The organism is Sphingobium subterraneum (assembly GCF_014199435.1).
Taxonomy (GTDB): Bacteria; Pseudomonadota; Alphaproteobacteria; order Sphingomonadales; family Sphingomonadaceae; genus Sphingobium; species Sphingobium subterraneum.
In genome coordinates this window covers 1,350,631-1,377,316 of the sequence record NZ_JACIJP010000001.1, presented here as the reverse complement: position 1 = coordinate 1,377,316, position 26,686 = coordinate 1,350,631, and the positions used below count along the sequence as shown (strand labels likewise).

The window sequence follows — 26,686 nt, the reverse complement described above, 5'->3', positions numbered from 1 at the left end:
GCGATGACCCCGCTCTGGACGGCGCAGGAACTCGCGCAGGCGACTGGCGGCATCGCTTCGGGCGATTTCGTGGTGACCGGCGTCGCGTTCGACAGCCGGGAAGTCGGGCCGGGTGACCTGTTCATCGCGCTGAAGGGCGAGACGACCGACGGGCATCGCTTCGTCGACGCGACCTTTGCGGCGGGCGGCGCGGCGGCGATCGTGTCCCAGCCGGTAGACCATCCCCATGTTCTGGTTGCCGACACGACCCAAGCCCTGACCGACATTGCCATCGCATCGCGTGCGCGCATGACGGGCAAGGTCATCGGCGTCACCGGATCCGTCGGCAAGACCGGGACCAAGGAAGCCCTGTTCCACGCGCTCGACCGGATGCGGCCCGGGCAGGCGCACCGCTCGCTTAAAAGCTATAACAACCATGTCGGCGTGCCGCTGAGCCTCGCGCGCATGCCGCGGGACACGCTGTTCGGCGTGTTCGAAATGGGCATGAACCATGCGGGCGAGCTGGCCGCGCTGACGCGCATCGTGCGGCCCGATGCAGCGGTTGTCACGGCCATCGCCCCCGCGCATATCGAGTTTTTCGGCACGGAAACGGCCATCGCGCAGGCCAAGGCGGAAATTTTCGAGGGGCTGGAGCCCGGGGGCACGGCCATCGTTCCCTTTGACAGCCCGCATCGTCCGCTGTTGATCGAACGCGCACGGATGTGCGCAAGCGCGATTATGACATTCGGCATGGGCGCAGGCGCGGATGTCCGCGCGCTGGAGGCCGTGCCCGCGCGCGATGGCGGGTCGCTGGTGACCGCGCAATTGCCCGAAGCGGAACTGTGCTTCACCGTCGCGGCACCGGGCGACCACTGGGTTTCCAATGCGCTGGCGGTACTGGCGACGATCGAGGCTGTGGGCGGGGACCTCGCGGCGGCTGGGCTCGCGCTGGCGGAGTTGCCGCAGCTTCCCGGACGCGGCGAGCGCACGAAATTTCCGCTCGCTGATGGCGCCGTGCTGGTGATCGACGAGAGCTACAACGCGAATCCTCTGTCGATGGCCGCCACGCTCGCCCAACTGGGGCGCGAGCACGCAAAGCGCCGGATTGCCGTGCTCGGCGCGATGAAAGAGCTGGGCGTGCGCAGTGCCGCGCTGCACGCGGGCCTTGCCGAGCCCTTGCAGGATGCCGGGGTCGACATGGCTGTGCTGGTCGGCACGGAGATGGCGCCGCTTGCCGACAGGCTTGAAGGCCGCATCCATTTCACGCATGTGCCGGATGCGCTAGAGGCGGCGCATGTGATCGAATCGCAGATGCGGCCCGGCGATGCCATTCTGGTCAAGGGATCTAACAGTGTCGGTCTGTCGCGCGTGGTCGCGGCGCTGACCGGCGGAGGACATTAATGCTCTATTGGCTGGCGCAACAGCTCGATTTCCCCGGAATCCTGAACCTCGTCCGTTATCTGAGCTTTCGCGCGGGCGCGTCCATCGCCACGGCGCTGGTGATCGGGCTGGTGATCGGCCCGCGCTTCATCGGCTGGCTGCGCGTGCGGCAGGGCAAGGGCCAGCCGATCCGGTCTGACGGACCGCAGACTCACCTCGCCAAGCGCGGTACCCCCACCATGGGCGGGTTGATGATCCTCACCGCGATGATCCTGTCGGTTTTGCTCTGGATGGACTTCACCTCGCTTTACCTCTGGGCGTGTCTGTGCGTGACGCTGGGGTTCGGCGCGATCGGCTTCATGGACGATTATGACAAGGTCACAAAAGCGAGCCACAAGGGCCTGTCGGGCAGGCTGCGGCTGGCAGTGGAGTTCGCCATCGCCGGGATTGCGGCGGCGCTCATCGTCCACCAGAACGGAACGGCGCTCTATGTCCCATTCTGGAACGGTCCGGCAATCGACCTCGGCCCGTTCTATTTCGTGTTCGCCGCTTTTGTTATCGTGTCGTTCGGGAACGCGGTCAACCTGACCGATGGGCTGGACGGGTTGGCGACGATGCCGGTGATTATCGCGTGCATGGCGTTTACGGCGATCGTCTATCTGGTCGGGCGCGCGGACTATGCGCATTATCTGGGCATCCCCCATGTGCCGGGGGCGGGTGATCTCGTCATCCTGTGCGGGGCGATTATCGGTGCAGGGCTGGCGTTCCTGTGGTTCAACGCGCCGCCCGCCGCCGTGTTCATGGGAGATACCGGCAGCCTCGCCCTGGGCGGAACGATCGGCGTGATCGCGGTCGTCGCGCATCATGAGATCGTGCTGGCGCTGATCGGCGGGCTGTTCGTGGTGGAGGCGCTATCGGTCGTGATCCAAGTGTTCTTCTACAAACGCACCGGCAAGCGCGTGTTCAAGATGGCGCCGATCCACCATCATTTCGAGCAATTGGGCTGGGCGGAACCCACCGTCGTCATCCGCTTCTGGATCATTTCCTTCGTGCTGGCGCTGGCCGGGCTGGCGACGCTGAAACTGCGATGATCGTATCCCGCGCCTTTGCCGACAAGACCTATGCCGTGCTGGGCTTGGCGCGGTCGGGCCTTGCCACTGTGGCGAGCCTTGCCGCCAGCGGCGCGCGGGTGATTGCGTGGGACACACGCGAGGAAGCGCGCGATCTGGTGGCGGACACGGCAGACATCGCCGATCCACTGACCATCGACATGACGGGCTTTGCGGGCGTCGTCGTTTCGCCGGGCGTTCCGCTCAATCGCCACCCGATTGCCGACAAGGCGCGGGCGGACGGCGTGCCGGTGATCGGCGATATCGAGCTTTTCGCGCTCGCGCGTAAATGCCTGCCCGCGCACCGGGTGGTGGGCATCACTGGCACCAATGGCAAATCGACGACCACCGCGCTCATTCATCATATCATCGAGACCGCGGGCATCCCAACGCGGATGGGCGGGAATATCGGCCTGCCCATATTGGGGCAGGACCCCTTGCCCGAGGGCGGAATCTATGTGCTCGAACTATCGAGCTACCAGATCGATCTGACCTACAGCCTCGATTGCGACGTCGCTGTGTTGCTCAACATCACGCCCGATCATCTGGACCGCTATGACGGGTTTGAAGGCTATGTAGCGTCAAAGGCGCGATTGTTCGCCATGCAATCGGCCGATCATGCAGCGGTGATCGCCACCGATGACGAGCCGAGCCGGGCGATCATCAAGTCGCTGGGCCAGCGGGCGACGCGCGTCTCGGGCGAGGACATCGATCGCGCGGCGCAAGCGCGGTGGCCATCCCTGCAAGGTCCGCACAACGCACAAAATGTTGCGGTCGCGGCGGCCGTCGCGCGTGCGCTGGGCATCGGTGAGGCGATCATCGAGCGGGCGCTGGCGAGCTATGCCAGCCTGCCGCACCGGATGCAGCGCGTGGCCGAAGTCAACGGCGTTCTGTACGTCAACGACAGCAAGGCGACCAACGCGGCGTCGACTGCGCCCGCGCTCGCGGCCTACCCGCCCATCCACGGCAAACCGCGTGTCCACTGGATCCTCGGCGGTATCGCGAAGACGGACAATCTTGACGAGTGCGTGCCCTATTACCCCTATGTGAAGCACGCCTACACCATGGGCGAGAGCGGGCACATGTTCGCCGACCTGTTGCGCGATCATATGCCGGTCGATGACAGCGAGATGTTGCTGACGGCGGTGCGTCGCGCCGCCCGCATTGCCGAACCGGGCGATGTCGTGCTGCTGTCGCCCGCCTGCGCCAGTTTCGACCAGTTTCGCGATTTCGAGGCGCGGGGCGATGCCTTCGTCGCGGCGGTCGAGGCGGTGCAGAGCCAGGAAAGTGTGAGCGATGCGCAGTAAGGGCGAACCCAACCGCACGTTCCGGCCCCGCCAGATGGTGCGCGATTTTCGCAGCCGCACGGTGCCGCGCGAACGCACGCCGCTTGCGGCCTGGTTCTGGGAAATCGACCGGCTGCTCCTCTCGCTGATCGTGATTCTGATCGCGATCGGGCTGGTTGCGGTGGCTGCCGCGTCTCCGGTCGCCGCCATAGATCGTTCGACGAGTGCGGTCAGTGTCGACCCGCTGGTCTATTTCTACAAGCAATTGCTGTGGGTGTGTATCGGCGTTCCGCTGATGCTGGGCATATCGATGCTTTCGAAGGACAAGGCGCGTCGGTTCGCCCTGATCGCGACGGCATTTTTCGTGTTCACGCTGCTGCTGGTGCCGGTGCTGGGAAGCGTCGTCAACGGCGCGAAGCGGTGGATCGACCTGCCGGGAATGCGGTTCCAGCCGTCGGAATTTCTGAAACCCCTGTTCGTGGTGACGGTCGCCTGGCTGCTTTCACTGCGGGAACGGGAGCCGGATCTGCCCCTCATTCCGATCACGGGCGCGATCACGGCGGTTATCGCCGCGCTGCTGATGCAGCAGCCCGATTTTGGACAGACGGTGGTGTTCTGCGCCTGCTGGGGCACGCTGCTGCTGCTCGCGGGCGCGTCGGGGCGATTGATCGGCACGATGATCGCCGGGGCGGTCGGACTGCTGGTCGCGACCTATCTGTTCTATGAAAACGGGCGGCAGCGGATCAACGATTTCCTCGGGCTGGGCGTCGCGCCGGACGCCGGACCGGACCAGACGGATCTCGCGCACCGCACGATTACCAATGGCGGTTTTCTGGGGGTCGGACCGGGTGGCGGGCAGGAGAAGTTTCGCCTGCCAGAAGCGCATACCGACTATATCTTCTCCGTCATCGGGGAGGAATTCGGTCTGTTCGCCTGCATCATCATCGCGCTGCTGTATCTGGCGATCATGGTCCGGGTGCTGCTGCGCCTGCTGGACGAAGAAGATAATTTCATCATCCTTGCCGCGGGGGGGCTGACGACACAGTTCGGATTGCAGGCGATCATCAACATGGGGGTGAATGCGCAGATATTTCCTTCCAAAGGTATGACACTCCCCTTTATCAGCTATGGCGGCTCCTCTATGCTGGCGCTGTGTATCGGGGTCGGGCTGCTGCTCGCCTTCACGCGGCGCAATCCGTTTATGGACAAGCGTCGGCCCCATGCCGTGAAATGGAGTGGTCGATGAGCGTTTCCCGACACTTCGTTCTCGCCGCGGGCGGGACCGGAGGACATATGATCCCCGCTTATGCGGTCGCCGAGGAGCTGATGGCGCGCGGGCATCATGTGGCGCTCGTCACCGATGATCGCGGCGCGAAGATTCCCGGCATTTTTGACGGCATGGCGGTCCATATCCTGCCCGCCGGGCGGATGGACGGCGGCCCCAGGGGCTGGCTGCGCGGCCTTCGCGGCATCATGGCCGGGCGCGACATGGCGCGGCGCATGTATGACGGGTTTCGTCCGTCTGTGGTGGTGGGTTTCGGCGGCTATCCGGCGCTGCCCGCTCTGCTGGCTGCGCTGAAAGAAGACATCCCGACCGCCATCCATGAGCAGAACGCCGTTCTGGGCCGGGTTAACCGCTTGCTCGCAGGGCGGGTCAACGCGATCGCGACCGCCTATCCTGAGGTTAGCCGCCTCAAGGACAAATATGCCGACAAGGTCCATCTGGTCGGCAATCCGGTGCGGGCGCAGGTGCTCAATCTGCGCGAGGAAGAATTTCCTGTCCTGACCGACGAGAGCGTGTTTCGCCTGCTCGTGACGGGCGGCAGCCAGGGTGCGACGATCCTGTCCTCCGTGGTGCCGGAGGGGCTGAGCCTTCTCCCACTGAGCCTGCGCCGCCGTTTGCAGGTGACGCAGCAGTGCCGCGCCGAGGATATCGAGCGGGTGCGCGCGGCCTATGCCGAGCTGGAAATCCCGGCGGACCTCGCCACCTATATCAGCGACATGCCGCAAAAGCTGAGCTGGGCGCATCTGGTCATCGCGCGGGCGGGGGCATCGACGCTGGCGGAGCTGACCGTCGCCGGGCGTCCGGCAATCCTCATCCCGCTACCCTCCGCGATGGACGATCACCAGACCGCCAATGTGCGCGAGCTGGTCAATTGCGGAGGCGCGCGGTCGATCCGTCAGTCCAACTTCACGCCGGTGGAGCTGGCCAAGCAACTCCAGAAGATGGCAATGGAGCCCGGTGCGCTCCAGAACGCGGCGCGGCGGGCCTGGTCCTGCGGCCGTCCCAACGCCGCGCGCGATATGGCCGATCTGCTCGAATCGATAGGAACCGCTCCCCTGATGAACGACCCCGTGACTGTCTCCACGCCTGTGCCCACCAGCCTGAACCTGAAAGGCGTTCCGGCATGAAGGGCGTTGCGACGGACATCGGGACGATCCACTTCATCGGCATCGGCGGTATCGGCATGTCCGGCATTGCCGAGGTGATGCACAATTTGGGCTACAAGGTTCAGGGGTCGGACGTCGCCGAAGGCTATGTGATCGAGGGGCTGCGCAAGAAAGGCATACCGGTCGCTATCGGGCATCGCGCCGAAAATCTGGGCGATGCGGCGGTGGTGGTGACGTCGACCGCGATCAAGCGCGGCAATCCGGAGGTCGAGCTGGCGCTGGAAACCCGCGTGCCGGTGGTGCGCAGGGCCGAGATGCTGGCCGAGCTGATGCGCCTCAAGTCCACCGTCGCTGTGGCGGGCACGCATGGCAAGACGACGACAACATCGATGGTTGCGGCGCTGCTGGACGCGGGCGGCGTGGACCCGACGGTCATCAACGGTGGCATCATCAACAGCTATGGTTCCAATGCACGTCTGGGGCAGAGCGACTGGATGGTGGTGGAGGCCGACGAGAGCGACGGCAGCTTCTTGCGCCTCGACGGCACGATCGCGGTCGTCACCAATATCGATCCCGAACATCTCGACCATTATGGCAGCTTCGATCGCGTGAAGGACGCGTTCGTCGAATTCGTCGAGAATGTGCCGTTTTATGGCGCGGCGATCGTCTGCCTCGACCATCCAGAGGTACAGGCAATCTTGCCGCGCGTGCAGGACCGGCGCATCGTAACCTACGGCTTCTCCGCGCAGGCTGACATTCGCGGCGAGAATGTGCAGCCCGTGCCCGGCGGCAACCGCTTTGACGTGCAGGTGCGCGAGCGCGATGGATCGATCCGCCGGATCGAGGGCATCGAAATGCCAATGCCCGGGCGGCACAATGTCTTGAACGCCATGGCGGCTATCGGTGTGGCGCTGCACATGGGCATCGACGACGCGACGATCCAGACGGGCTTCGCCAAGTTCGGCGGGGTCAAGCGGCGCTTTACCAAGGTCGGCGAGATCGCGCTGCGCGGCGGTGGCGTCGCGACGGTGATTGACGATTACGGCCACCACCCGGTCGAGATCAAGGCGGTGCTGGCGGCCGCGCGCGAAGGCGCCAAGGGACGGGTCATTGCGGTAGTCCAGCCGCATCGCTTCACCCGTCTGCGCGATCTGATGGACGAGTTCCAGCAGGCGTTCAACGACGCCGATGTCGTCTATGCCGCGCCGGTCTATCCCGCAGGCGAAAGCCCGATCGAGGGCGTGGATAGCAACGCGCTGGTTTCAGGCCTCAAGCGGCGGGGGCACCGGGCGGTTTCCACCATCGAGGGCGCTGACGGTCTGGCGGAGACGCTGGCGCGGGATATCCAGGCCTACGACATGATCATCTGCCTGGGCGCGGGCGACATCACGAAATGGGCGGCGGGGCTGGCCGATGCCGTGTCCACGCGTCTGCACGAGGCGGCGGCATGAAGGATCTGATCGACTTTGCCGTGGACATGCAGAAGCGCGTGATCGATGCGCATGAGCAGAGCGTCGAGGTTGCCCGCACGTCGCTCAAGACCGGCGATGCGATGCTCGACGCGCAGAAGGCCATGACGGACGCCACCAAGGCGAACATCGCGGCATGGGAAAAATGGCTGGAACTCTGGGGCTGGCGTAAATGATGGCGGATGCGCTGGCTCTGCCTCCCTTGCGCGGAACGCTGGAGCGGGGAGGGAGTCTCGCGGATTTCATCTGGTTCCGTACCGGCGGCCCGGCGGAAGTGCTGGTGCGCCCGGCCGATGTCGAGGATCTGGCGGCATTTCTGAAGGAGCTGGACCCGTCCGTGCCGGTGCTGCCGGTGGGCGTGGGATCGAACCTGATCGTGCGCGATGGCGGTGTGCCGGGCGTCGTCGTGCGCCTGCCCAAGGCGATGCAGAAGGTGAGCGTCGAGCCGGGCAACCGCGTGCGCGCTGGCGGCGCAGCGATGGGCATTTCGGTCGCTAGCGCGGCGCGCGATGCGGGGATCGCCGGGCTGGAATTCCTGCGCGGCATCCCCGGAACGGTTGGCGGCGCGGTGCGGATGAATGCGGGCGCCTATGGCCGGGATACGAGCGATATCCTGGTCGAGGTCACAGTGGTGTTGCGCAACGGATCGGTCGAGACGTGGCCGGCCGGGCGCCTGGGCTACAGTTATCGGCACAGCGAACTTCCGCAAGGTGCGGTGGTGGTCGAGGCACTGTTCGAAGGCACGCCGGGCGATCCCGCCGCCATTGGCGCAGAGATGGACCGCATCGCCGCCGAGCGCGAGGCGAGCCAGCCACTGCGCAGCCGCACCGGCGGATCGACATTCAAGAACCCGGATGGGCATAAGGCATGGGAACTGGTCGACCGCGCCGGGTGTCGTGGGCTGCGCCGGGGTGACGCGCAGGTTTCCGAAAAACATTGCAACTTCCTGCTTAACCTCGGCGAGGCGAACAGCGCGGATATCGAACAACTGGGTGAGGATGTGCGGCGACGGGTGAAGGCGGACAGCGGCGTGGATCTGGAATGGGAAATCCAGCGGATCGGGGTCGCGAAATGAGCCGTGGTCCTTGGCACGTTGCTGTCCTCATGGGCGGCTGGTCCGCCGAGCGGCCTGTCTCGCTGATGAGTGGGGAGGGCGTTGCGAAGGCGCTGGAAAGTCGCGGTCATCGCGTTACGCGCATCGATATGGACCGCGATGTTGCGCAACGCCTTGCCGATACCAAACCCGATGTCGTGTTCAATGCGCTGCATGGCGTGCCGGGCGAGGACGGCACGGTGCAGGGCATGATGGACCTGATGGGCATCAAATATACCCATAGCGGGCTGGCGACGTCGGTGATCGCGATCGACAAGCAACTGACCAAGCAGGCGCTCGTTCCCCACGGCATCCCGATGCCCGGCGGGCAGGTGGTGGACAGCGCCACGCTTTACGAAGGCGACCCGATCCCGCGCCCCTATGTCGTGAAACCGGTCAACGAAGGATCGTCCGTCGGCGTCGCCATCGTCACCTATGACAGCAACTTCGGCAACCCCATTGGCCGCGATGTCGAGGGGCCGTGGCAGCATTTTGGCGAGCTTCTTGCCGAACCCTATATTCGCGGGCGCGAGCTGACGACCGCTGTGCTGGGGGATGAGGCGCTGCTGGTGACGGAACTGCGCCCGAAATCCGGCTTCTATGATTTCGACGCCAAATATACCGATGGCATGACCGAACATGTCTGCCCCGCCGATGTGCCGGACGCCATCGCCGACGCCTGCCGCGACATCGCCCTGCGCGCGCATCGCTTGCTTGGCTGCAAGGGCACGTCGCGGTCCGATTTCCGCTGGGATGACAATCTGGGCGTCGAGGGGCTGTTCCTGCTGGAGGTCAACACCCAGCCGGGCATGACGGCGCTGAGCCTCGTTCCCGAACAGGCGGCGAAGATGGGCATCGATTATGCCGAACTGGTGGAACGCATTGTCGAGGAGGCGCTATGAGCGAGACCCGCATCCGTCGCGGCGGCACAGGCCGCCTTTCCACCACGCGGGTATCATCGGGGCGCAGCAAGACCATGGCGCGGCCCCGCGCGGGCGGCGCAAAGAAAAAGACCGGGCTGGGACGTCTGCTTGCCATGGTGCCGATCAGTCCCGCCACGCAGCACCGGCTCGCGACTGGGGCCATCGTGCTGGCGGTTGTCGGGATCGGCTGGGGTGTGGCGAGCTTTTTCGGCCTGCCGGGCATGGCACGCATGGAAATCGCCGAGATGGCGTCGCGCGCGGGGTTTCAGGTCGAGAAGGTCGAGGTGCGCGGAGTCGAGCGCATGGACGAACTGCCGGTGTATAACATCGCCTTGGGGCAGGTGGACCGCTCGATGCTCAATCTCGATCTGTCAAATCTGCGCAGCGAAATGCTCAAGCTCGCCTGGGTGAAGGACGCGCGCATTTCCCGCCGCCTGCCCGACACACTGGTCGTGGACATTGTCGAGCGCCAGCCCGTCGCGGTGTGGCAGCATGACGGGCGGCTCGCGCTGATCGATGTGACGGGCCAGCCGCTGGAAGGGATCAGGCCGTCGGAACTTCCCGATCTGCCGCTGGTAGTCGGGCCGCGCGCCAATTTGCAGACGGGGCAACTGACCAAGCTGATGGATGCCGCGCCGTCGTTGAAGCCAGTGCTCGCCGGAGCGACATGGGTGGGCAACCGCCGCTGGGATCTGCGTTTCCAGTCGGGCGAGACGCTCTCGCTGCCCGAGGGGCAGGAACAGGCGGCCGCCGCGCTCGTTGAGTTTACCCGGCTCGATGGCATCAACCGCCTGCTCGGCCGGGGGATCGTGCGGTTCGATATGCGTGACCCGGACAAGTTCGTGCTGCGCCTGCCCAAGGATGCGGGCGCAAAGACAAATGCGGCGAAGAGCGATGCACAGGATGGGGACAAGCCCGCCCCCGCTGCCATCGTGTCGGGCGAGGATACCTGATTATGGCGCAGCCCAAGGGCGACAAGCTGATCACCGCCATCGACATCGGATCGTGGAAGGTTTCTGCGCTCATTGCGGGTGTGTCTCCGACCGGCGAGCTGACGATATTGGGCACGGGCCAGCGCGAAAGCCGGGGCGTACGGCGCGGCTTCATCGCCGACATGGAGCGGACCGAGCTGGCTGTGCGTGAAACGGTCGAGCAGGCGGAACGCGTTGCCGGCACCAACATCGAGGATGTGTGGGTCAGCTTTTCGGGTGGCAGTCTGGTGAGCGACATCGTGACGGTCGAGCGTGATCTCGATTGCAGCCGGGTGGAGCAGGCCGACATCGATGAGCTGCTCGCGGTAGGGCGCGACAGCATCGATCCGGATGGACGCGTCGTGCTGCATGCCCAACCGACCTGCTTTACGATCAATGGCACGGAAGGGGTCAAGCGGCCGCTTGGCATGCACGCCGATCGGCTGGGCGTCGACATTCATGTGGTACTGGCTGACGGGGCGCCGCTCGCCAACATGGACCAGTGCGTGCGCAACGCGTACCTCAACGTCAACGGCATCGTCGCTGCGCCGGTCGCGACGGCACTGGCGTGCCTCACCGAGGAAGAGCGCGATTTGGGAGTCGCATTGATCGAGCTGGGCGCGGGCGTCACCAACGTGTCCGTCTATGCAGGCGGTATGCTGGTGGGGATGCACAGCATCGCGATGGGCGCTGCGGACATCACCGACGATATTGCCTCGGCCTTCGGCATTCGTCGCAGTCAGGCCGAGCGCGTCAAATGTTTCTACGGATCGGCGATGCAATCGCGCCGCGATTTCCGCGAGATGATCGAGATCGTTCCCAATGTTACGGAGGGCGAACGCAGCGATGGCGGCCGCATCACGCGCGCATCGCTGGTGTCGGTGATCTGTGAACGCCTCAACCAGATCATGGTGCAGGCGAACGAGGCTCTGGGCAAGATGGGCTTCAGCACCCCGGTCGGGCGGCAAGTGGTGCTGACCGGCGGAGGTGCGGAAATGAAGGGTATTGCCGACTATGCGCAGGGCGCTCTGGGACGCACCGTGCGCGTTGGACGGCCGCGCGGGATTGCCGCGCTGCCTGAAGCGCACTCCGGTCCCGCGTTCTCGACGCTTGCGGGGCTGGCGCTCTATGGCCATACGAATCCACTGGATTTGCGCTCACTTCCGGCGTCGGATCAATCGGTTCACCGGATCGCGCCACTCGCTTGGTGGCAACGAATGGTGCGCGCCGTGAAGACAAATTACTGACGCATCCCACGTGGTGTCAAAATTAGGTTAAAAAAGGGATGAATTGCCGTTTCAACTGGTGCATGAAGTCCTACAGACCGTTATACTTCATTTTCATGAAGTCCAATTGGGGGCGAGGCCGGAACCTCGAAGGAGCAGATATATGAGCATTGAAATCGGACCGCCGGTCGTGGATGAACTCAAGCCGCGCATCGCCGTAATCGGCGTCGGTGGGGCCGGTGGCAATGCCATCGCCAATATGATCGCCTCGCAGGTCGAGGGCGTGGACTTCATCGTCGCCAACACCGACGCGCAGGCGCTCAACGCCTCGCCAGCCGAGCGTCGCATCCAGCTTGGCCCGCGTATCACCGAAGGCCTGGGCGCGGGATCGCGGCCGGAAATCGGGCGTGCGGCGGCAGAAGAGACGCTGACCTCGGTCGAGGAAGCGCTGGACGGCGCGCATATGTGCTTCATCGCGGCGGGCATGGGCGGGGGCACCGGCACCGGCGCCGCGCCCGTTATCGCGAAGGCCGCGCGTGATCGCGGCATCCTGACCGTGGGCGTCGTCACCAAGCCGTTCACTTTCGAAGGCAACCGCCGCGCCCGTTCCGCCGAAGCGGGGATCGAGGAGCTGCAGAAGCATGTCGACACCCTGATCGTCATTCCTAACCAGAACCTGTTCCTCGTCGCCAACCCGAACACGACGTTCAAGGAAGCGTTCGCGATGGCCGACGAAGTCCTGCAGCAGGGTGTGCGGGGTATCACCGACCTGATGGTCATGCCCGGTCTCATCAACCTCGACTTTGCCGATGTGCGCTCCGTGATGGGCGAGATGGGCAAGGCGATGATGGGCGCGGGCGAAGCGGACGGCGATGGTCGCGCTCTGGCTGCCGCCGAGCGCGCGATCGCCAACCCGTTGCTCGACGGCGTGTCGATGAAGGGCGCGAAAGGCGTCATCATTAACATCACGGGCGGCGACGATCTGCGCCTGATGGAAGTTGATGAGGCGGCCAACCACATTCGCGAACTGGTTGATCCGGACGCCAATATCATCGTGGGTTCGGCGTTCAACAATGATCTCAATGGCAAGATCCGCGTGTCGGTCGTCGCGACCGGTATCGAGAGCGAAGAGGGCGCGCAGCCTGCCGCGTCGCAGCCGTTCAGTTTCGCCAGCCGTCCCCAGACCCAAGCGGCGGCTCCGGTCGCAGCCGCTGCGCCCTTTGCACCTCCTGTCGAAGCAGTCGATCCTGCACCGGTAGCCGAAGCGCCGGTAGCGGCAGCAGAAGCGGAAGAAGCGATCGCGATCCCGCCAGCGCCAGCCCCGTCTGCTCCGGTCAAGCTGTTCGACGACGAGGGTGAGGACGAGCTGCTGCTCGGCGCGGAAGCGACCGAAACGGCGGCTGCTGCACCCGCAGAGGCCGCGCCCGCCGCGTCGCCGCTGGTCAGCAAGCCGGAACCCGCGCCTGCGCCGCGCACCGGCGGTACGCTGTTTGAACGGATGTCCGGCCTGTCGCGCGGCCTGAGCAAGTCGGCCGAGCCGGAAGAGGATGGCGGTTCGGTGACCCCGTTCCCGCAGTTCCTCAACCGCCAGGGCAATCAGTAAGCGCCAACGCGCACGTCCGAGGAGAGGTCCGTGCATTCGGGGGGATGCGCAGACCTCTCCTTTTTCGCGAAGAGCGGCTTCGGTCGGCGTTCGCTTAACCCGGAACGCGCGACCCCCAATTCGGTCGATGGGCGTGATGGGCGCGAAAGCGTCTTCGTCTGGTTCTGAAGCGATTGGTCCGAGCTGTGCGGCCCCCTGCCGCGTCGCCGCGCGCAAGGATATTTGCGTCCCCCGCAAAGGCTGATAGAGACGATTGCGTGAAGCATAGTATCCGGCATTTTTCCTTCGTTTCCGCCCTTGCAATCGTCTCGGCGTCGGGTGTGGCAAATAGCGTTTCGGCGCAAACATCCGCCCCGATCACGTCTCAGCTCGACATTCCGTCATCGGACCAGGCGGGCAAGCTGTCCGGCTATCTCGCCCGGCTGGCGACCGATCCGCGCGATCTGTCTTCGTTGATCGGTGCGGGAGAGGTGGCGTTGAGTCTGGAAGACGCGCGGGCGGCCGTTGGCTTTTTTGGGCGCGCCGACGAAGTGTCTCCCAACAATGGGCGGGTCAAGGCCGGGCTCGGCCGCGCGATGCTGGAAATGCAGCAGACGGGGGATGCGTTGCGCCTTCTCGAGCAGGCAGGAACGCTGGGCTATTCCGATCCGGAGATGCTGTCCGATCGGGGACTGGCGCGCGATCTGACTGGCGATCAGGCGGGAGCGCAGAGGGATTATGTCGCCGCGCTGCGGTCCCGGCCCAATGATCAGACGTTGATCCGCCGTTATGCGGTGTCGCTTGGCATATCGGGGCAGATTGATCTGGCAGAAAAGACGATCCAGCCGCTCCTCTACAAGAGCGATCGGGGCGCATGGCGGGATCGGGCGTTCATCCTGGCGATGAACGGGCGGCAGGAGCAGGCCCGTACGATCACCACCCAGGTCATGCCCAGGCCGCTTGCTGACGCGATCCAGCCCTATATGGAGCGCATGGGCATGCTGACCCCGGCGCAGCGCGCAGCGGCGGTGCATATGGGGCAGTTCCCGCCGGGCCTCGTCAAGGTAAGGGTCGCTTCGACAGCGGTTCCCGCACCCGCTTCCACTCCGACGGCTTCGGCGGTTGCAAGCAATACGAAGCGACCAACGGCGCGCGGGAGCCGTACCACGCCCACGTTGGCGGCCACTTCGCCCGTTGTGCAACCGATGCCGCCCACATACACGCCGCCGCAAAGTCCCACACTCTCCGGGCGTGCTGTTGAGAGCGACCCTGTTCGGTCGTCCGCGCCGGTCCGTGCAGCGCAAGCTGCTTCCGCGCCCAGCACCGCGCAAGTGCCTCCGGTCATCGACTATAGCGACGCACCGCCGACGAATATGGCACGGCCCGCGCCCGCGCGCGTCGAGCCTGTCCGGTCGCAGCCCGTCAGCCAACAGCCCGTTCGTCCCGCGCCTGCAAATGTCACGCCGGCACCAACAGCTCCTGCCACGTCCGCCGCCGCTGCTTCTGCTGTTCCATCTGCGCCCTCGGCCGCGACACCTCAGCCGATAACGCCACGTCCTGTAAACCCGGCGCCGACCTATGGGCCGCCTGCGCCACAACCGTCGGCCCAGCCGTCTTTCGCGCAGCCAAGCTCAGCCCCTCCCGCTCCGGCTCCGGCAGCGCCCGCATCGGTTCCGCAGACCGCGCCGACATCCAACCGCACCCTCGCGCAGATCATGGCCGAGGTGCAGGTTCCCGAGGCTGAGCAGGCGGCTAGCGCCGCCGCACTCGATCTGGTCGAGATCATGCGGGTTCAGGCGGAGCGCCGCAAGGCCAAGCTGGCCGCCGAGGCGAAGGCTAAGAAAGATGTCGCCGCCAAGGAGAAGGCTGCTGCTGAAGCCAAGGCAAAGGCCGAAGCGCTGGCCGAGAAGAAGCGCCTCGCCGCCAACCCGTCCCGCATCTGGGTGCAGGTTGGCACCGGGCGCGACAAGAGTGCGCTCGCCTTTACGCTCAAGGCGATGCGCAAGAAATACGCTGACACCATGGGATCGCGCGATGGCTGGACAGCCGAATGGGGGCGCACCAATCGCCTGGTCGTCGGTCCCTTCAGCTCCAAGGCAAAAGCGCAGGACTTCGAGGCGTCCATGAAAAAGGCGGGCAGTGACGCGTTCCTGTGGGTGAGTGACGCGGGGGAAGACGTATCGGCCCTCGGCGGAAAGTGAGCAGCCCCCACACCCTTGCGTCCTATGCCTGCCACCCGGAGCAGAGCCGGGGGCGGTTGCACCCGGAGCCGGGCGGCGAGACACGGGGGCCGCGCGATATTTTCCAGCGCGACCGGGACCGGATCATTCATTCGATCGCGTTCCGTCGCCTCCGCCACAAGACGCAGGTGTTTATCGCGCCGGATGGCGACCATTATCGCGTCCGCCTGACGCACAGCCTGGAAGTCGCGCAGATCGGCCGGACGATTGCCCGCGCGCTGGGGTTGAACGAAGACCTGACCGAGGCGCTGTGCCTCGCGCATGACATCGGTCATCCCCCGTTCGGCCATGCGGGCGAGGATGCGCTGGAAGAGGCGCTGGCGGGGCAGGGCGGCTTCGATCACAACGCCCATTGCCTGCGCATATTGATGCTGCTCGAAAGCCCCTATCCGCTCTTTCGCGGGCTGAACCTGAGCTGGGACATGTTGGAGGGGTTGGCCAAGCATAACGGGCCGGTGACGGCGCCCAATTGGGCGATGCGGGAACTGAATGCGCTGTTCCCGCTGGAGCTCGACAGCTGGCCGTCGCTGGAGGCGCAGGTGGCGGCGATCGCCGATGACATCGCCTATGACAACCATGATATTGACGACGGGCTGCGCGCAGGGCTGCTCAGCCTCGACCAGATTTGCGCGGTCCCGCTGGTGGCGCAAAGCTGGGACCGGGTAAGGGCGCGCTACCCCGATGTGCCGGAACATCGCCTGCTGCGCGAACTGGTGCGCGATCAGATCGGCGTGATGGTCAACGATCTGCTGGAAACAACGCGGGCGAATATCCTCGCCTCGGGTGTGCAGAGCGTGACGGACGTGCGCGCAGCGGGGCGAAGGCTTGTGTCCTTTTCCCCCGCCATGGAGGCCGCGGAGGCAGACCTCACCCGGTTTATGTACGCTCACCTCTATCTCCACGAGTCCCAGTTGGCGGAGGCGGAACGGGCACGGGTGGTCGTCTCTGGCCTGTTCGATGCCTATCGCGCCGATCCTGCCCGGATGGGGGGGCAGTGGGCGGAACTCGGCAACGCGCCCGAACCGCAGCGCAGCCGTACCATCGGAGACTATATCGCGGGCATGACAGACCGCTTCGCCGAACGCAGCTTGGAGGGGCTGGGAGGAAAGCTCATAGTGCCCGATTGACTCAGCGGTTGGGTTGCGCAAAAGGTTGTTTGTCTCCGCAGCGAGGATTCGTTGCGGTCAAGATGCGGGAGAGCGTCGGGGCAGGGCAACCTGCAGCGACCGCCGAAGGAGCAACCGCCCCGGAATCTCTCAGGCCCACGGACCGCATCTCGATCAAGGCACTCTGGAAAGCGGATGGTCTGTCCATCCCACCGAAGGTGTAAGCTGTCGTTTCCGCGTGGAACGGTCAGTCAAAGCTCTCAGGTTCCGTGACAGAGGGGGTTCGATGCAGCGTCCACAGTGGCATTGCGTCGGCCAGCCGTCTGTACAGGGACCGATAGTGTGACCGAATATTCCGAAGACGAACTTGAACCCATTGAAATCGGTACACTTCCGCTCGACGCGTGGCACCGGGCGCGGGGTGCACGCATGGTCGAGTTCGCGGGCTATCACATGCCGATCCAGTATGATGGCATCATGGCCGAGCACAGCTGGACGCGCGATCAGGCGGGCCTCTTCGACGTCAGCCATATGGGGCAGATCAGCCTGACCGGCGACGGGCTGGACGCCGCGCTGGAGGCGATCATTCCGGCGGAAGTGAGCAGTTTGGCTGTGGGACGGCAGCGTTATTCGCTTCTGCTCGACGAAGAAGGCGGCATCCTCGACGATCTGATGGTCAGCCGCCGGGGGCCGGACGACGGCGACGACATCTTCATGGTGGTGAACGGCGCAACCAAATATGACGATCTGGCCTGGCTGCTCGATCAGTTGCCGGACGACATCACGCTGAACCTCAACGAGGATCAGGCACTGCTGGCGCTGCAGGGGCCGCGCGCCGCCGAGGCGCTCGCACAGATCGTGCCGGGCGTCGATGCGCTGTTCTTCATGCAATGTGCGGGGTTTGCGTGGCGGGGCAACGCACTGTGGATCAGCCGTTCGGGCTATACGGGGGAGGACGGCTTCGAAATCAGTATCCCGGCCGATGCGGCGACGGATTTCGCCGATGCGCTCTGCGCGATCGACAGCGTGAAGCCCATCGGGCTGGGCGCGCGGGATTCGCTGCGGCTGGAGGCGGGATTGCCGCTCTATGGGCATGATCTTGACCCCGCCATCGGTCCGATCGGCGCAGGGCTGGGCTTCGCCATCAACAAGAAGCGCCGGGCAGAGGGCGGCTTCATCGGTCATGCGCGGGTCGCACGGGAGGTGGCGCAAGGCGCGCCTTTGCGGCAGGTCGGCCTCAGCATCGAGGGGCGCCTGCCCGCGCGCGAAGGAGCTCCGGTGTTTGTCGGTGCCCAGCGCGTGGGTGTGCTGACTTCGGGCGGCTTTGCACCGACCGTCGGCGCGCCGATCGCCATGGCGCGCGTCGAGGCGGCCTATGCCGCGCCGGGGACCGCGCTCGAAATCGAGGTGCGTGGCAAGCGTTTAGCCGCCAGCGTCACGCCGATGCCCTTCGTTCCCCATCGTTACCATCGCCAGGGAGGCAGCAAATGAGCCGTTATTTCACCGAAGATCATGAATGGGTCGATGTCGAGGGCGAAATCGCCACGGTCGGCATTACCGAATATGCGCAGGGACAGCTGGGCGACATCGTGTTTGTCGAGCTGCCGGTGGAAGGTGCCACCTTTACCAAGGGCGATGACGCCGCCGTGGTGGAATCGGTAAAGGCTGCATCGGACGTCTATGCGCCCGTTTCCGGCGAAGTGCTGGAGATCAATGGCGAACTGGAGGCCGAGCCTGCGCTGGTCAACAGCGACGCGGAGGAGGACGGCTGGTTCTTCAAGCTGCGCCTGACGGACGCGAGCGAACTCGACAGCCTGATGAACGAGAGCGCTTACGACAAGTTCGTGGCCAGTCTCTGAACATGGCTGCTGCTCCCAACCGGTCGAGCCAGTGGGATGCGTCCGATTATGGGCGCAACGGGGCGTTTGTCCCCGCGCTGGGCCTGCCGGTGGTGGAGTTGCTCGCCCCTCGGCCGGGAGAAGCCATCCTTGATCTGGGGTGCGGCGACGGCACGCTGACGCAGGCGTTGGTGGACGCGGGTGCGCGGGTGACGGCGGTGGATGCATCGCCCGCTATGGTGGCCGCTGCAAAAGCGCGCGGGATCGACGCCGAGCAGGCCGACGGCGAACAGCTCGCCTTTGACGGGCTGTTCGACGCGGTGTTTTCGAACGCGGCGTTGCACTGGATGCTGGATGGTCCCGCCGTGGCGCGGGGCGTGTTCCGCGCGCTGAAGCCGGGCGGGCGGTTCGTCGGCGAAATGGGTGGCGCGGGCAATGTGCAACAACTTCGCGGCGCCCTGAATGCCGAGTTGGAGGCATGGGGCTACGCGCTGCCCAAGCACGACCTGCAATGGTATCCGACCATAAAGGATTTCAGCGCTGTCTATGCCGCGTTGGGCTTCGTCGCCATTGACGCGCGGCTGATTGACCGTCCTACCCCCCTCCCGGCTGGGCCGGAAGGCTGGTTCCGCACCTTCCGGTCCGGGTTGATGGATGTGCTCGCTGTACCGACCGAGAACCGAGAGTCCATATTCACCGCTGCAGCAACGCGCGTGCCGACGGCAATGCAGGGTGAGGATGGCATGTGGCGCGCGGATTATGTGCGCCTGAGATTTGCAATGAGGAAACCGGACTGATGCGTTATCTTCCCCTGACCGATGCCGACCGGCGCGCGATGCTCGACGTGGTGGGTGCGGCGTCGATAGACGATCTGTTCGTCGATGTGCCCGCGCAGGCGCGGCTCGACGCCAAGATCGCCGAGTTGCCCGACCATGCCAGCGAATGGGCGGTGGAACGCCATATGGCGGGGCTCGCACGGCAAAATCTGGTGGCGGGCGACGTGCCGTTCTTTCTGGGGGCAGGAGCCTATCGCCACCATGTGCCCGCGAGCGTCGATCATCTTATCCAGCGCGGCGAGTTCCTCACTGCCTACACGCCCTATCAGCCGGAGATCGCGCAGGGCACGTTGCAGGTACTCTTCGAGTTTCAGAGCCAGGTGGCGCGGCTGTTCGGCTGCGATGTCGCCAATGCTTCGATGTATGACGGGTCGACTGCCTGCTGGGAAGCGATCGGCATGGCGCGGCGTATCACCAAGCGCAAGAAGGCGCTGATCGCGGAAGGGCTGCACCCGCATTATGTGAGCGTTGCCAAGACCATGGCGCGCTTTACCGGCGATGAGCTCGTCACCTGCGCGCCGGAACTGACGCCCGACGGTGACGTCGATGCGCTGACCGCAGCGGTGGATAAGGACACGAGCTGCGTGGTCGTGCAGTATCCCGATATTCTCGGTCGGATCAGTGACTTGTCGGCGCTCTCTGCGGCGGCTCATGAAGTGGGTGCGCTGCTCGTCGTGGTAGTGACGGAGCCAGTGGCGCTGGGCGCGATCCGCGCGCCGGGGGACATGGGCGCGGACATCGTGGTGGGCGAGGGGCAGTCGCTGGGCGTCGGCCTGCAGTTCGGCGGCCCGTATCTGGGACTCTTCGCCACGCAACAGAAATATGTGCGCCAGATGCCCGGTCGCCTGTGCGGGGAGACCGTGGACGCTTCGGGCAAGCGCGGATTCGTGCTGACGTTGTCGACACGCGAGCAGCATATCCGGCGGGAAAAGGCGACGTCGAACATTTGCACCAACAGCGGCCTGTGCGCGCTCGCTTTCTCGATCCACATGACCTTGCTGGGCGAACGCGGCTTGCGCGAACTTGCCATGCTCAATCATGCCCGCGCGGTCGAGGCGGCGGAGGTCCTGGCGGCCGTGCCGGGTATTCGCGTGCTCAACAACAGCTTTTTCAACGAGTTCACCATCATATTTGACACGGATGCTCGGGATGTTGCCCGTACACTTGCCGATCAGAGCGTGTTGGCGGGCGTGTCGCTCGGGCGGCTTTATCCGGGGGAGGAGGCGCTGGCCAACGGCCTTATCGTCGCCGTGACCGAAACCACGACCAGTGAAGATATCGCGGCATTGGCCGCTGCACTCAAGGAGGTTCTGGCATGACCATGCTGAAGGAAGGCCGTCCGACCACCCCCCAACTGGCGGTCGAGGATTTCGCGCCCGTCCTGCCGGAAACGGCGACCGGCAACCGAGCGCTGATGCTGGAAGAGAAGTTGATCTTCGAGATCGGCTCGCCAGACCGTACCGGGGTCGACTTTGCGCCGCTGCCTGAGGGGAAAAGCCGCCTGGGCGGGCTGGAACGCAGCGCGCCGATCGGCCTGCCCGGATTGTCGGAACAGGAGACGGTGCGGCATTACACGCGGCTGTCGCGCCAGAATTACGCGATCGACCTCGGCCTCTTCCCGCTGGGAAGCTGCACGATGAAGCACAATCCGCGCCTTAACGAGAAGGTTGCTCGCATGCCCGGCTTTGCCGACGTGCATCCCTTGGCGCCCATCGCCACGGTGCAGGGCGCGCTGGGCGTCATCTACGAGCTGGGTGAATGGCTCAAGACGCTGACCGGCATGGCCGCCGTCGCGATGTCGCCCAAGGCGGGCGCGCATGGTGAGCTGTGTGGGCTACTGGCGATGCGCGCGGCCCTCGAAGCGCGGGGCGACGCGCGCTCGGTCATCCTGGTGCCGGAAAGTGCGCACGGGACGAACCCGGCGACCGCCGCGTTCTGCGGGTATAAGGTCGAAAATATTCCCGCGACCCCGGATGGCCGCGTGGACACGGCGGCGCTGGAAGCGCGGCTGGGGCCGGATGTGGCGGGCGTGATGATCACCAATCCCAACACCTGCGGCCTGTTCGAGCGCGACATGAAGCGGATTGCGGATGCCGTCCACGCGGCGGGCGGGTTGGTTTATTGCGACGGCGCGAATTTCAACGCCATCGTCGGCCGTGTTCGCCCCGGCGACCTGGGCATCGACGCGATGCACATCAACCTGCACAAGACCTTCTCCACGCCCCACGGCGGCGGTGGACCGGGCAGCGGCCCGGTGGTGTTCAGCGCCGCGCTGGCGCCCTATGCGCCGCTTCCGTTCGTCGAGAAAACCGAGAACGGATTCGCGCTGATCGAGGAAGAAACGGCGGGTGAGCATCATGGCGGCAGCTTTGGCCGTATGGTCGCATTCCATGGCCAGATGGGCATGTTCACCCGTGCGCTGGCCTATATCCTCAGCCATGGCGCGGATGGTCTGCGGCAGGTGAGCGAAGACGCGGTGCTTAACGCCAATTATATCCTGCGCTCGCTGGAGGATGTGCTCGACGCGCCGTTTGCGGCATCCGGACCATGCATGCATGAGGCATTGTTCAGCGACAAGGGGCTGGCCGAGGGTTTCACCACGCTCGATGTCGCCAAGGGGCTGATCGACGAAGGCTTCCACCCGATGACGGTCTATTTCCCGCTGGTCGTTCATGGCGCGATGCTGGTGGAACCGACGGAAACGGAGAGCAAGGCCGCGCTCGATCAGTTCATCATGGCGCTGCGCAGTGTTGCGGAGCGGGCGAAAGCGGGCGACACGATGCTGAAGGGGGCGCCCTGGTATGCGCCGCGCCAGCGGCTCGATGAGACGCTTGCCGCGCGCAGTCCGGTTCTGGCGTGGAGCGACGCAACGGCGGCGTAACCTCTTCCTCTCGGCCGTGCGTTATGGTGCGGCCGAGAGATCCCGGACCCTCTGGATCCGCTTGTGCTCGCGATAGGCGATGTAGAGGCCGCTCGCTGTAATGATCGCGCCGCCGATAAAGGTGTTGATCGACGGCCAACTGCTCCACAGCAGCCAGCCGAGCAGGGTAGACCAAATGATGGCCGAATAATCCATCGGCAGAACCAGCGATACCGGTGCCCAGCGCAGCGAAGTCGTCATGCAGATTTGCGCCAGACCGCCCGTTAGCCCCGTGCTCAGCAACAATATCCAGGTCCACAGGTCATGTCCGCTGGCATAAAACGGCATGAACGGGGCGACGACCGGCAGGGACATGACGGAAAACCAGAAAACCGTCGTGATCGGTGCTTCGGTCCGGCCGATTTGACGCAGCAGGATGGAGATGAGCGCACTGGAAACGGCTGCAGCGATCGCGACAGCGAGGCCCAGCGGCGCGATTGTCTCATGCCCTTGGGGTTGGGCGATGATGATTACGCCGACAAAACCGATGATAACTGCGCTCCAGCGATGGATGCCGGTTTTTTCGCGCAGCAGCAGAGCCGAGAAAATTGTGCCGAAAATCGGCATGCTGAAACCGATCGTGGTCGCTTCGGCGAGGGGCAGCAGGATGTAGGAGAAGAAGTTGAACACCATGCCGCACAGACCCGCGAGGCTGCGGGTGAAGTGCAGGCCGGGCCGCTGGGTGCGCATGCTCGCCAGACCCGGTCCGGCGGCGGCAGCCAACACGATGATCGGAAGGGAGAAAAGCTGGCGATAGAATACGATTTCCACCAGATTGACGCCCCGTTCCGATGCGAGCTTCGCCCCCGCAAACATGAGCGTCAGCATGATCATTGCGATCAGGCGCTGGCTCAAGGCGTAGAAGGGACGATCGTGGGTCGCGTGCGGGCGAACAGCGGCTCTCGGGGAGGAAGAGGACATCGTTCCGCTTTAGGCAGTTTCCCGCTCGGCGCAATGCTCCGTTCGGCAATCAGGCCGGCAGGTTTACGATTGTCTGGGCTTATTTCCGGGGCTTGCGAAACTTCAGCGTCATGCGGTCGCTCTCGCCGATCGCCAGATATTTCGCCCGGTCCACCTCGCCCTTACGCAATGTCGGCGGAAGGGTCCACACCCCGTCAGGCCAGTCTGTGCTGTCTTTCGGATTGGCGTTGATTTCCGAACTGCCGACAAAAACAAATCCGGCCTTCTCGGCCAGGGCCCGCACAAACGAGGGCTTAAGGTAGCCGCTCGTCTTTTGTAGCGCATCCGGCCGGTCCTCGGGCAGGCGGTGGTCGACGATGCCCAGCGTGCCACCGGGTTTCAACATCGCATAGAACGTGGCAAAGGCGGCTTCTTCCGTCCCGTTCATCACCAGATTGTGAATGTTGCGAAACGTAAGCACGGTGTCGACGCTGCCTGGAGCTACGGCGTCGCCCGTGGGCCAGGGTGCGATCCGCGCCGTGCCGTAAAGCGCCGGATCGGCGGCGACACGGTTTTGAAGGGCAGTCGTAGCGGGCCCCGGCGGCTGGAGGCCGATATAGGTGCCGTGATCACGTAGGAGCGGCGCGAGGATCTCGAAATACCAGCCTCCGCCGGGCAAGAATTCCGCCACGGTCTGCTGGGGCGTTACCCCAAAGAACCGCAATGTTTCGATAGGATGGCGATAAGGGTCGCGCAGGCGATTGGCCGGGGTACGGCTGGGTGCGGCGACGGCCGCCCGAATCGCTGTCTCTGCCGACGCCTGTGTTCCGGGCTTGGCGAGTGCCGACGGTGGGAGAGCCATGGCCGTGCACAGTGACAGGGCAAGCGGAGCAAGTACGCGCATCATCGATTCTCCCGGAGATGCCCAAATGTGACGGGAAAATACGATTGCGGCAAGGGCCGTTTCCAACAACGCCGCAAGATGTCGATCGGCAGAGCCTACAGGCAGGCTTCCAGCAGCGCCTGATCGAAGCCGAATTGCCGCGCCTTGTCCAGCGTATAGGGGCGCAGACCGAGCGAGCGATACTCGCCGATGATCTTGCCGTTCGCGTCCTCGTCCAGATATTCGTATTTGAACAGTTCCTGGGTGACGATGACTTCGCCTTCCATCCCGATGACTTCGGTGATGTTGGTGATGCGGCGCGAACCGTCGCGCAGGCGCTTCACCTGCACGATGAGATCGACCGATTCGGCGATCTGGCGCGAGATGGCTTCCTTGGGGATCTTGATGTCGCCCATCAGGATCATGTTTTCCATACGGCCGAGGCATTCGCGCGGGCTGTTGGCGTGGAGCGTACACATGGAGCCGTCATGGCCGGTGTTCATCGCGGCGAGCAGATCGAAGCACTCCGCGCCACGAATTTCGCCCAGGATGATGCGGTCCGGACGCATACGCAGGGCGTTCTTGACGAGATCGCCGATGGTGATCGCGCCTTGCCCCTCCAGGTTTGCGGGACGCGTTTCGAGCGGCAACCAGTGTGGCTGCTGCAAACGAAGTTCCGCCGCGTCTTCGATGGTCAGCACGCGCTCGCCCGGATCGATCATCTTCGACAGGGCGTTGAGCATGGTCGTCTTACCCGAACCGGTGCCGCCCGAGATGACGATGTTGAACCGGCATGCACCGGCGATCTTGAGCGCGGTCGCCATCTTGTCGCTCATCGACCCGCCCTTCGCCATCATGTCGAGCGTGATCGGCTTGGCGGAGAATTTACGAATGGAAATGGCGGTGCCGCGCAGCGACAGCGGAGGCACGATGACGTTAACGCGGCTGCCGTCGGGCAGGCGGGCATCGGCCAGCGGCGTGGTCTGGTCGACGCGGCGGCCGACCTTGTTCACGATGCGCTGCGCAATCTGGAACAGATGCTCTTCGTCGCGGAACTGGATTGGCGCGATCTGCAGCTTGCCCTTCTTTTCGATATAGGTCTGCAGCGGGCCATTGACCATGATATCGCTGATCTCCGGGTCGTTGAGCAGTTCCTCAAGCGGACCGAGACCCAACAGTTCATCGACCAGCACTTTTTCGAGCGCGAACTGCTCGCGCCGGTTGAGCGTCAGCTTCAGTTCGGCGAGCACTTCCATGATAATCGGGCGGAATTCCTCCGCCAGTTCATCCTTGGTCAGCGTCGCCGCAGCTTCCGGATCAACGCGCTCGAGCAGGCGCGGCAGCACCTGTTCCTTGATCTTGTGGACGGAGGCATCAAAGCCCTGCGGCCCTTCGTCCGCCGCGTGTTCGGCATTCATGCGATCTGAAAGGCGCGCCATCGCCTCTGCGTTTTTGACTTGCGAGGGCGAGAGGTCAGCCGCAGCACCCTCCGGGTTCAGCGCGGCGGGGGTGATCGGAGGAAACTGATCGCCGCCAACGGAAGGCTCGCGCAGCGTGGGTGCGCCGGATGACGGCGTGACGATGTGCATCGGCTTGGCCACGCCAAATGCTGGCCGCGTACCGCCAGGTCCGTTCTTCCGTCCAAATGCGCTCATATTCTGTTTGCCTTGCGTATGCGTCGTGGGTCCCCGCGCGACACGACAGGAGATAGAGGGGAAACTTTGATAAAAGGTTAGGAGGAAGCTGAAACCCAATCACCATTAATTAACCAACGCCCTTCACAAAGAGCGGGGCGCAGTTGCTCGGGCGTGGGATTTGTGATGGCGAACGGAAGCGCATATCGTTCGTGATTCCCGTATTCAACGATTAGGAATCCATATCCGTATTTATTGGAACGGGCGCGGTCGGCTCCTGATCCAGCGCTCAAGCTTCAGGGGCCGGGAGCTTCGGCAGAATATTTCTTCGTGGACGACGGGAGCACTGACCGAACGCGCGATATCCTTTCCATACTTTCATCGCTGAATACGGACATACAATTCGTAAGTCTTTCTCGCAATTTCGGTAATGAAGCCGCGCTCGCTGCCGAGATGGCGCGCGCGACTGGGGATGCGGTTGTCCCGATCGACGTGGACTTGCAGGATCCGCCCGAGCTGATCCTTCCGATGGTTAAGCTCTGGTTGGGCGGGGGCCAGAACCTGCTGAGTCTTGGTATCATGGGAGAATATCTGGGCAGGGTGGCTCGGGAGGGACGTAATCGCCCGCTGTACATCGTCGCTGACGAAGGACGGCCAGTCGACCGAAAAACAAGACACACAAAACCAAATGGCTAGTCGCGTTGAAGGAGATGACGGTTGGATTGATCAGCACATACTCGCGGACGTGATTGCGAAGGCGGGCTTGAGAGTGGATGCGTTAGGCCATTTTAACAGTCTGCTTTATCCCATGGCGATTGCCCAGCGCATCGCCCACCAACTATCGCGGAGCAGCCTTGGGCTGGACGCTAGGCCGCCAGCATTGCTTAATAGCGCCTTGCGGTCCATCTTCGCTCTAGAGC

General features: G+C 64.4%; 24 protein-coding genes and 1 riboswitch. Of the genes, 21 read left to right on the top strand and 3 right to left on the bottom strand.

Features of this window, described 5'->3' with window-relative positions; genetic code table 11:
• The first annotated feature begins 3 nt into the window (after positions 1 to 3).
• The 20 genes from FHS92_RS06645 to gcvPB all read left to right on the top strand — a co-directional run bounded on the left by FHS92_RS06645 (position 4) and on the right by gcvPB (position 22,310).
• Positions 4 to 1,380, top strand: coding sequence for a UDP-N-acetylmuramoyl-tripeptide--D-alanyl-D-alanine ligase (locus FHS92_RS06645; RefSeq protein ID WP_184078591.1), 1,377 nt, complete (start codon positions 4 to 6; stop codon positions 1,378 to 1,380).
• On the top strand, positions 1,380 to 2,450 hold the full coding sequence (gene mraY, locus FHS92_RS06640) for a phospho-N-acetylmuramoyl-pentapeptide-transferase (protein WP_184078590.1): 1,071 nt from the start codon (positions 1,380 to 1,382) through the stop codon (positions 2,448 to 2,450). Before FHS92_RS06645 ends, mraY begins: the two co-directional genes overlap by 1 nt.
• Positions 2,447 to 3,775 (top strand): UDP-N-acetylmuramoyl-L-alanine--D-glutamate ligase, encoded by a 1,329-nt coding sequence (gene murD, locus FHS92_RS06635; protein WP_184078589.1) that lies wholly within the window; start codon positions 2,447 to 2,449, stop codon positions 3,773 to 3,775. Before mraY ends, murD begins: the two co-directional genes overlap by 4 nt.
• Positions 3,765 to 5,000, top strand: a complete 1,236-nt coding sequence (locus FHS92_RS06630) for an FtsW/RodA/SpoVE family cell cycle protein (protein ID WP_184078588.1) — start codon at positions 3,765 to 3,767, stop codon at positions 4,998 to 5,000. The genes murD and FHS92_RS06630 overlap by 11 nt, the downstream gene beginning before the upstream one ends.
• Complete coding sequence (gene murG / locus FHS92_RS06625) at positions 4,997 to 6,166, top strand: undecaprenyldiphospho-muramoylpentapeptide beta-N-acetylglucosaminyltransferase (RefSeq protein ID WP_184078587.1); 1,170 nt, start codon at positions 4,997 to 4,999, stop codon at positions 6,164 to 6,166. Before FHS92_RS06630 ends, murG begins: the two co-directional genes overlap by 4 nt.
• Positions 6,163 to 7,596, top strand: a complete 1,434-nt coding sequence (murC, locus tag FHS92_RS06620; RefSeq protein ID WP_184078585.1) for a UDP-N-acetylmuramate--L-alanine ligase — start codon at positions 6,163 to 6,165, stop codon at positions 7,594 to 7,596. The genes murG and murC overlap by 4 nt, the downstream gene beginning before the upstream one ends.
• Positions 7,593 to 7,790, top strand: coding sequence for a hypothetical protein (locus tag FHS92_RS06615; protein WP_184078583.1), 198 nt, complete (start codon positions 7,593 to 7,595; stop codon positions 7,788 to 7,790). The genes murC and FHS92_RS06615 overlap by 4 nt, the downstream gene beginning before the upstream one ends.
• Positions 7,790 to 8,689: a UDP-N-acetylmuramate dehydrogenase gene (gene murB, locus FHS92_RS06610; RefSeq protein ID WP_184078906.1), complete on the top strand. Its 900-nt coding sequence runs from the start codon at positions 7,790 to 7,792 to the stop codon at positions 8,687 to 8,689. The genes FHS92_RS06615 and murB overlap by 1 nt, the downstream gene beginning before the upstream one ends.
• Complete coding sequence (locus FHS92_RS06605; RefSeq protein WP_184078581.1) at positions 8,686 to 9,609, top strand: D-alanine--D-alanine ligase; 924 nt, start codon at positions 8,686 to 8,688, stop codon at positions 9,607 to 9,609. Before murB ends, FHS92_RS06605 begins: the two co-directional genes overlap by 4 nt.
• On the top strand, positions 9,606 to 10,583 hold the full coding sequence (locus tag FHS92_RS06600) for a cell division protein FtsQ/DivIB (RefSeq protein ID WP_184078579.1): 978 nt from the start codon (positions 9,606 to 9,608) through the stop codon (positions 10,581 to 10,583). Before FHS92_RS06605 ends, FHS92_RS06600 begins: the two co-directional genes overlap by 4 nt.
• Before the next feature lie 2 nt (positions 10,584 to 10,585).
• Positions 10,586 to 11,848 carry a cell division protein FtsA gene (ftsA, locus tag FHS92_RS06595; protein ID WP_184078577.1) on the top strand — a complete coding sequence of 421 codons (1,263 nt, stop codon included), beginning with the start codon at positions 10,586 to 10,588 and terminating at the stop codon, positions 11,846 to 11,848.
• Positions 11,849 to 11,990: 142 nt separating this feature from the next.
• Positions 11,991 to 13,430 carry a cell division protein FtsZ gene (gene ftsZ, locus FHS92_RS06590; RefSeq protein WP_184078575.1) on the top strand — a complete coding sequence of 480 codons (1,440 nt, stop codon included), beginning with the start codon at positions 11,991 to 11,993 and terminating at the stop codon, positions 13,428 to 13,430.
• A 30-nt stretch (positions 13,431 to 13,460) separates the two neighbouring features.
• A complete protein-coding gene (locus FHS92_RS06585) occupies positions 13,461 to 13,598 on the top strand; it encodes a hypothetical protein (protein WP_184078573.1) in 138 nt (45 codons plus the stop codon).
• Positions 13,599 to 13,687: 89 nt separating this feature from the next.
• Positions 13,688 to 15,610, top strand: a complete 1,923-nt coding sequence (locus FHS92_RS06580; RefSeq protein WP_343056672.1) for an SPOR domain-containing protein — start codon at positions 13,688 to 13,690, stop codon at positions 15,608 to 15,610.
• Complete coding sequence (locus FHS92_RS06575) at positions 15,607 to 16,776, top strand: deoxyguanosinetriphosphate triphosphohydrolase (RefSeq protein WP_184078571.1); 1,170 nt, start codon at positions 15,607 to 15,609, stop codon at positions 16,774 to 16,776. The genes FHS92_RS06580 and FHS92_RS06575 overlap by 4 nt, the downstream gene beginning before the upstream one ends.
• A gap of 55 nt (positions 16,777 to 16,831) precedes the next feature.
• Positions 16,832 to 16,931: riboswitch (glycine riboswitch) on the top strand.
• Positions 16,932 to 17,097: 166 nt separating this feature from the next.
• Positions 17,098 to 18,246: a glycine cleavage system aminomethyltransferase GcvT gene (gcvT, locus tag FHS92_RS06570; RefSeq protein WP_184078569.1), complete on the top strand. Its 1,149-nt coding sequence runs from the start codon at positions 17,098 to 17,100 to the stop codon at positions 18,244 to 18,246.
• Positions 18,243 to 18,614 (top strand): glycine cleavage system protein GcvH, encoded by a 372-nt coding sequence (gene gcvH / locus FHS92_RS06565; protein ID WP_184078567.1) that lies wholly within the window; start codon positions 18,243 to 18,245, stop codon positions 18,612 to 18,614. Before gcvT ends, gcvH begins: the two co-directional genes overlap by 4 nt.
• A gap of 2 nt (positions 18,615 to 18,616) precedes the next feature.
• Positions 18,617 to 19,390 (top strand): class I SAM-dependent methyltransferase, encoded by a 774-nt coding sequence (locus tag FHS92_RS06560; protein WP_184078565.1) that lies wholly within the window; start codon positions 18,617 to 18,619, stop codon positions 19,388 to 19,390.
• The gene (gene gcvPA, locus FHS92_RS06555; RefSeq protein ID WP_184078563.1) at positions 19,390 to 20,748 is read left to right on the top strand and encodes an aminomethyl-transferring glycine dehydrogenase subunit GcvPA; all 1,359 of its coding nucleotides are present in this window, start codon (positions 19,390 to 19,392) and stop codon (positions 20,746 to 20,748) included. The genes FHS92_RS06560 and gcvPA overlap by 1 nt, the downstream gene beginning before the upstream one ends.
• Complete coding sequence (gene gcvPB / locus FHS92_RS06550) at positions 20,745 to 22,310, top strand: aminomethyl-transferring glycine dehydrogenase subunit GcvPB (RefSeq protein ID WP_184078561.1); 1,566 nt, start codon at positions 20,745 to 20,747, stop codon at positions 22,308 to 22,310. Before gcvPA ends, gcvPB begins: the two co-directional genes overlap by 4 nt.
• Positions 22,311 to 22,331: 21 nt before the next feature.
• On the opposite strand, the gene FHS92_RS06545 is transcribed toward gcvPB, so the two are convergent.
• The 3 genes from FHS92_RS06545 to FHS92_RS06535 all read right to left on the bottom strand — a co-directional run bounded on the left by FHS92_RS06545 (position 22,332) and on the right by FHS92_RS06535 (position 25,787).
• Entirely contained in the window at positions 22,332 to 23,270 is a 939-nt protein-coding gene (locus tag FHS92_RS06545; protein WP_184078559.1) for a DMT family transporter, read from the bottom strand.
• 79 nt (positions 23,271 to 23,349) lie between these two features.
• A complete protein-coding gene (locus FHS92_RS06540; protein ID WP_184078902.1) occupies positions 23,350 to 24,153 on the bottom strand; it encodes a class I SAM-dependent methyltransferase in 804 nt (267 codons plus the stop codon).
• A gap of 95 nt (positions 24,154 to 24,248) precedes the next feature.
• Entirely contained in the window at positions 24,249 to 25,787 is a 1,539-nt protein-coding gene (locus FHS92_RS06535; protein ID WP_184078557.1) for a TadA family conjugal transfer-associated ATPase, read from the bottom strand.
• A gap of 309 nt (positions 25,788 to 26,096) precedes the next feature.
• Between FHS92_RS06535 and FHS92_RS06530 the strand changes: the two genes are divergently transcribed.
• Complete coding sequence (locus tag FHS92_RS06530) at positions 26,097 to 26,462, top strand: glycosyltransferase (protein ID WP_343056671.1); 366 nt, start codon at positions 26,097 to 26,099, stop codon at positions 26,460 to 26,462.
• Positions 26,463 to 26,686: the final 224 nt, after the last annotated feature.

What these genes read in the sequence shown, in the direction of transcription:
- FHS92_RS06645 (WP_184078591.1), top strand. Translation starts at nt 4, where the DNA reads ATGACCCCGCTCTGGACGGCGCAGGAACTCGCGCAGGCGACTGGCGGC.
- mraY (WP_184078590.1), top strand. Translation starts at nt 1,380, where the DNA reads ATGCTCTATTGGCTGGCGCAACAGCTCGATTTCCCCGGAATCCTGAAC.
- murD (WP_184078589.1), top strand. Translation starts at nt 2,447, where the DNA reads ATGATCGTATCCCGCGCCTTTGCCGACAAGACCTATGCCGTGCTGGGC.
- FHS92_RS06630 (WP_184078588.1), top strand. Translation starts at nt 3,765, where the DNA reads ATGCGCAGTAAGGGCGAACCCAACCGCACGTTCCGGCCCCGCCAGATG.
- murG (WP_184078587.1), top strand. Translation starts at nt 4,997, where the DNA reads ATGAGCGTTTCCCGACACTTCGTTCTCGCCGCGGGCGGGACCGGAGGA.
- murC (WP_184078585.1), top strand. Translation starts at nt 6,163, where the DNA reads ATGAAGGGCGTTGCGACGGACATCGGGACGATCCACTTCATCGGCATC.
- FHS92_RS06615 (WP_184078583.1), top strand. Translation starts at nt 7,593, where the DNA reads ATGAAGGATCTGATCGACTTTGCCGTGGACATGCAGAAGCGCGTGATC.
- murB (WP_184078906.1), top strand. Translation starts at nt 7,790, where the DNA reads ATGGCGGATGCGCTGGCTCTGCCTCCCTTGCGCGGAACGCTGGAGCGG.
- FHS92_RS06605 (WP_184078581.1), top strand. Translation starts at nt 8,686, where the DNA reads ATGAGCCGTGGTCCTTGGCACGTTGCTGTCCTCATGGGCGGCTGGTCC.
- FHS92_RS06600 (WP_184078579.1), top strand. Translation starts at nt 9,606, where the DNA reads ATGAGCGAGACCCGCATCCGTCGCGGCGGCACAGGCCGCCTTTCCACC.
- ftsA (WP_184078577.1), top strand. Translation starts at nt 10,586, where the DNA reads ATGGCGCAGCCCAAGGGCGACAAGCTGATCACCGCCATCGACATCGGA.
- ftsZ (WP_184078575.1), top strand. Translation starts at nt 11,991, where the DNA reads ATGAGCATTGAAATCGGACCGCCGGTCGTGGATGAACTCAAGCCGCGC.
- gcvH (WP_184078567.1), top strand. Translation starts at nt 18,243, where the DNA reads ATGAGCCGTTATTTCACCGAAGATCATGAATGGGTCGATGTCGAGGGC.
- FHS92_RS06560 (WP_184078565.1), top strand. Translation starts at nt 18,617, where the DNA reads ATGGCTGCTGCTCCCAACCGGTCGAGCCAGTGGGATGCGTCCGATTAT.
- gcvPA (WP_184078563.1), top strand. Translation starts at nt 19,390, where the DNA reads ATGCGTTATCTTCCCCTGACCGATGCCGACCGGCGCGCGATGCTCGAC.
- gcvPB (WP_184078561.1), top strand. Translation starts at nt 20,745, where the DNA reads ATGACCATGCTGAAGGAAGGCCGTCCGACCACCCCCCAACTGGCGGTC.
- FHS92_RS06545 (WP_184078559.1), bottom strand. Translation starts at nt 23,270, where the DNA reads ATGTCCTCTTCCTCCCCGAGAGCCGCTGTTCGCCCGCACGCGACCCAC.
- FHS92_RS06540 (WP_184078902.1), bottom strand. Translation starts at nt 24,153, where the DNA reads ATGCGCGTACTTGCTCCGCTTGCCCTGTCACTGTGCACGGCCATGGCT.
- FHS92_RS06535 (WP_184078557.1), bottom strand. Translation starts at nt 25,787, where the DNA reads ATGAGCGCATTTGGACGGAAGAACGGACCTGGCGGTACGCGGCCAGCA.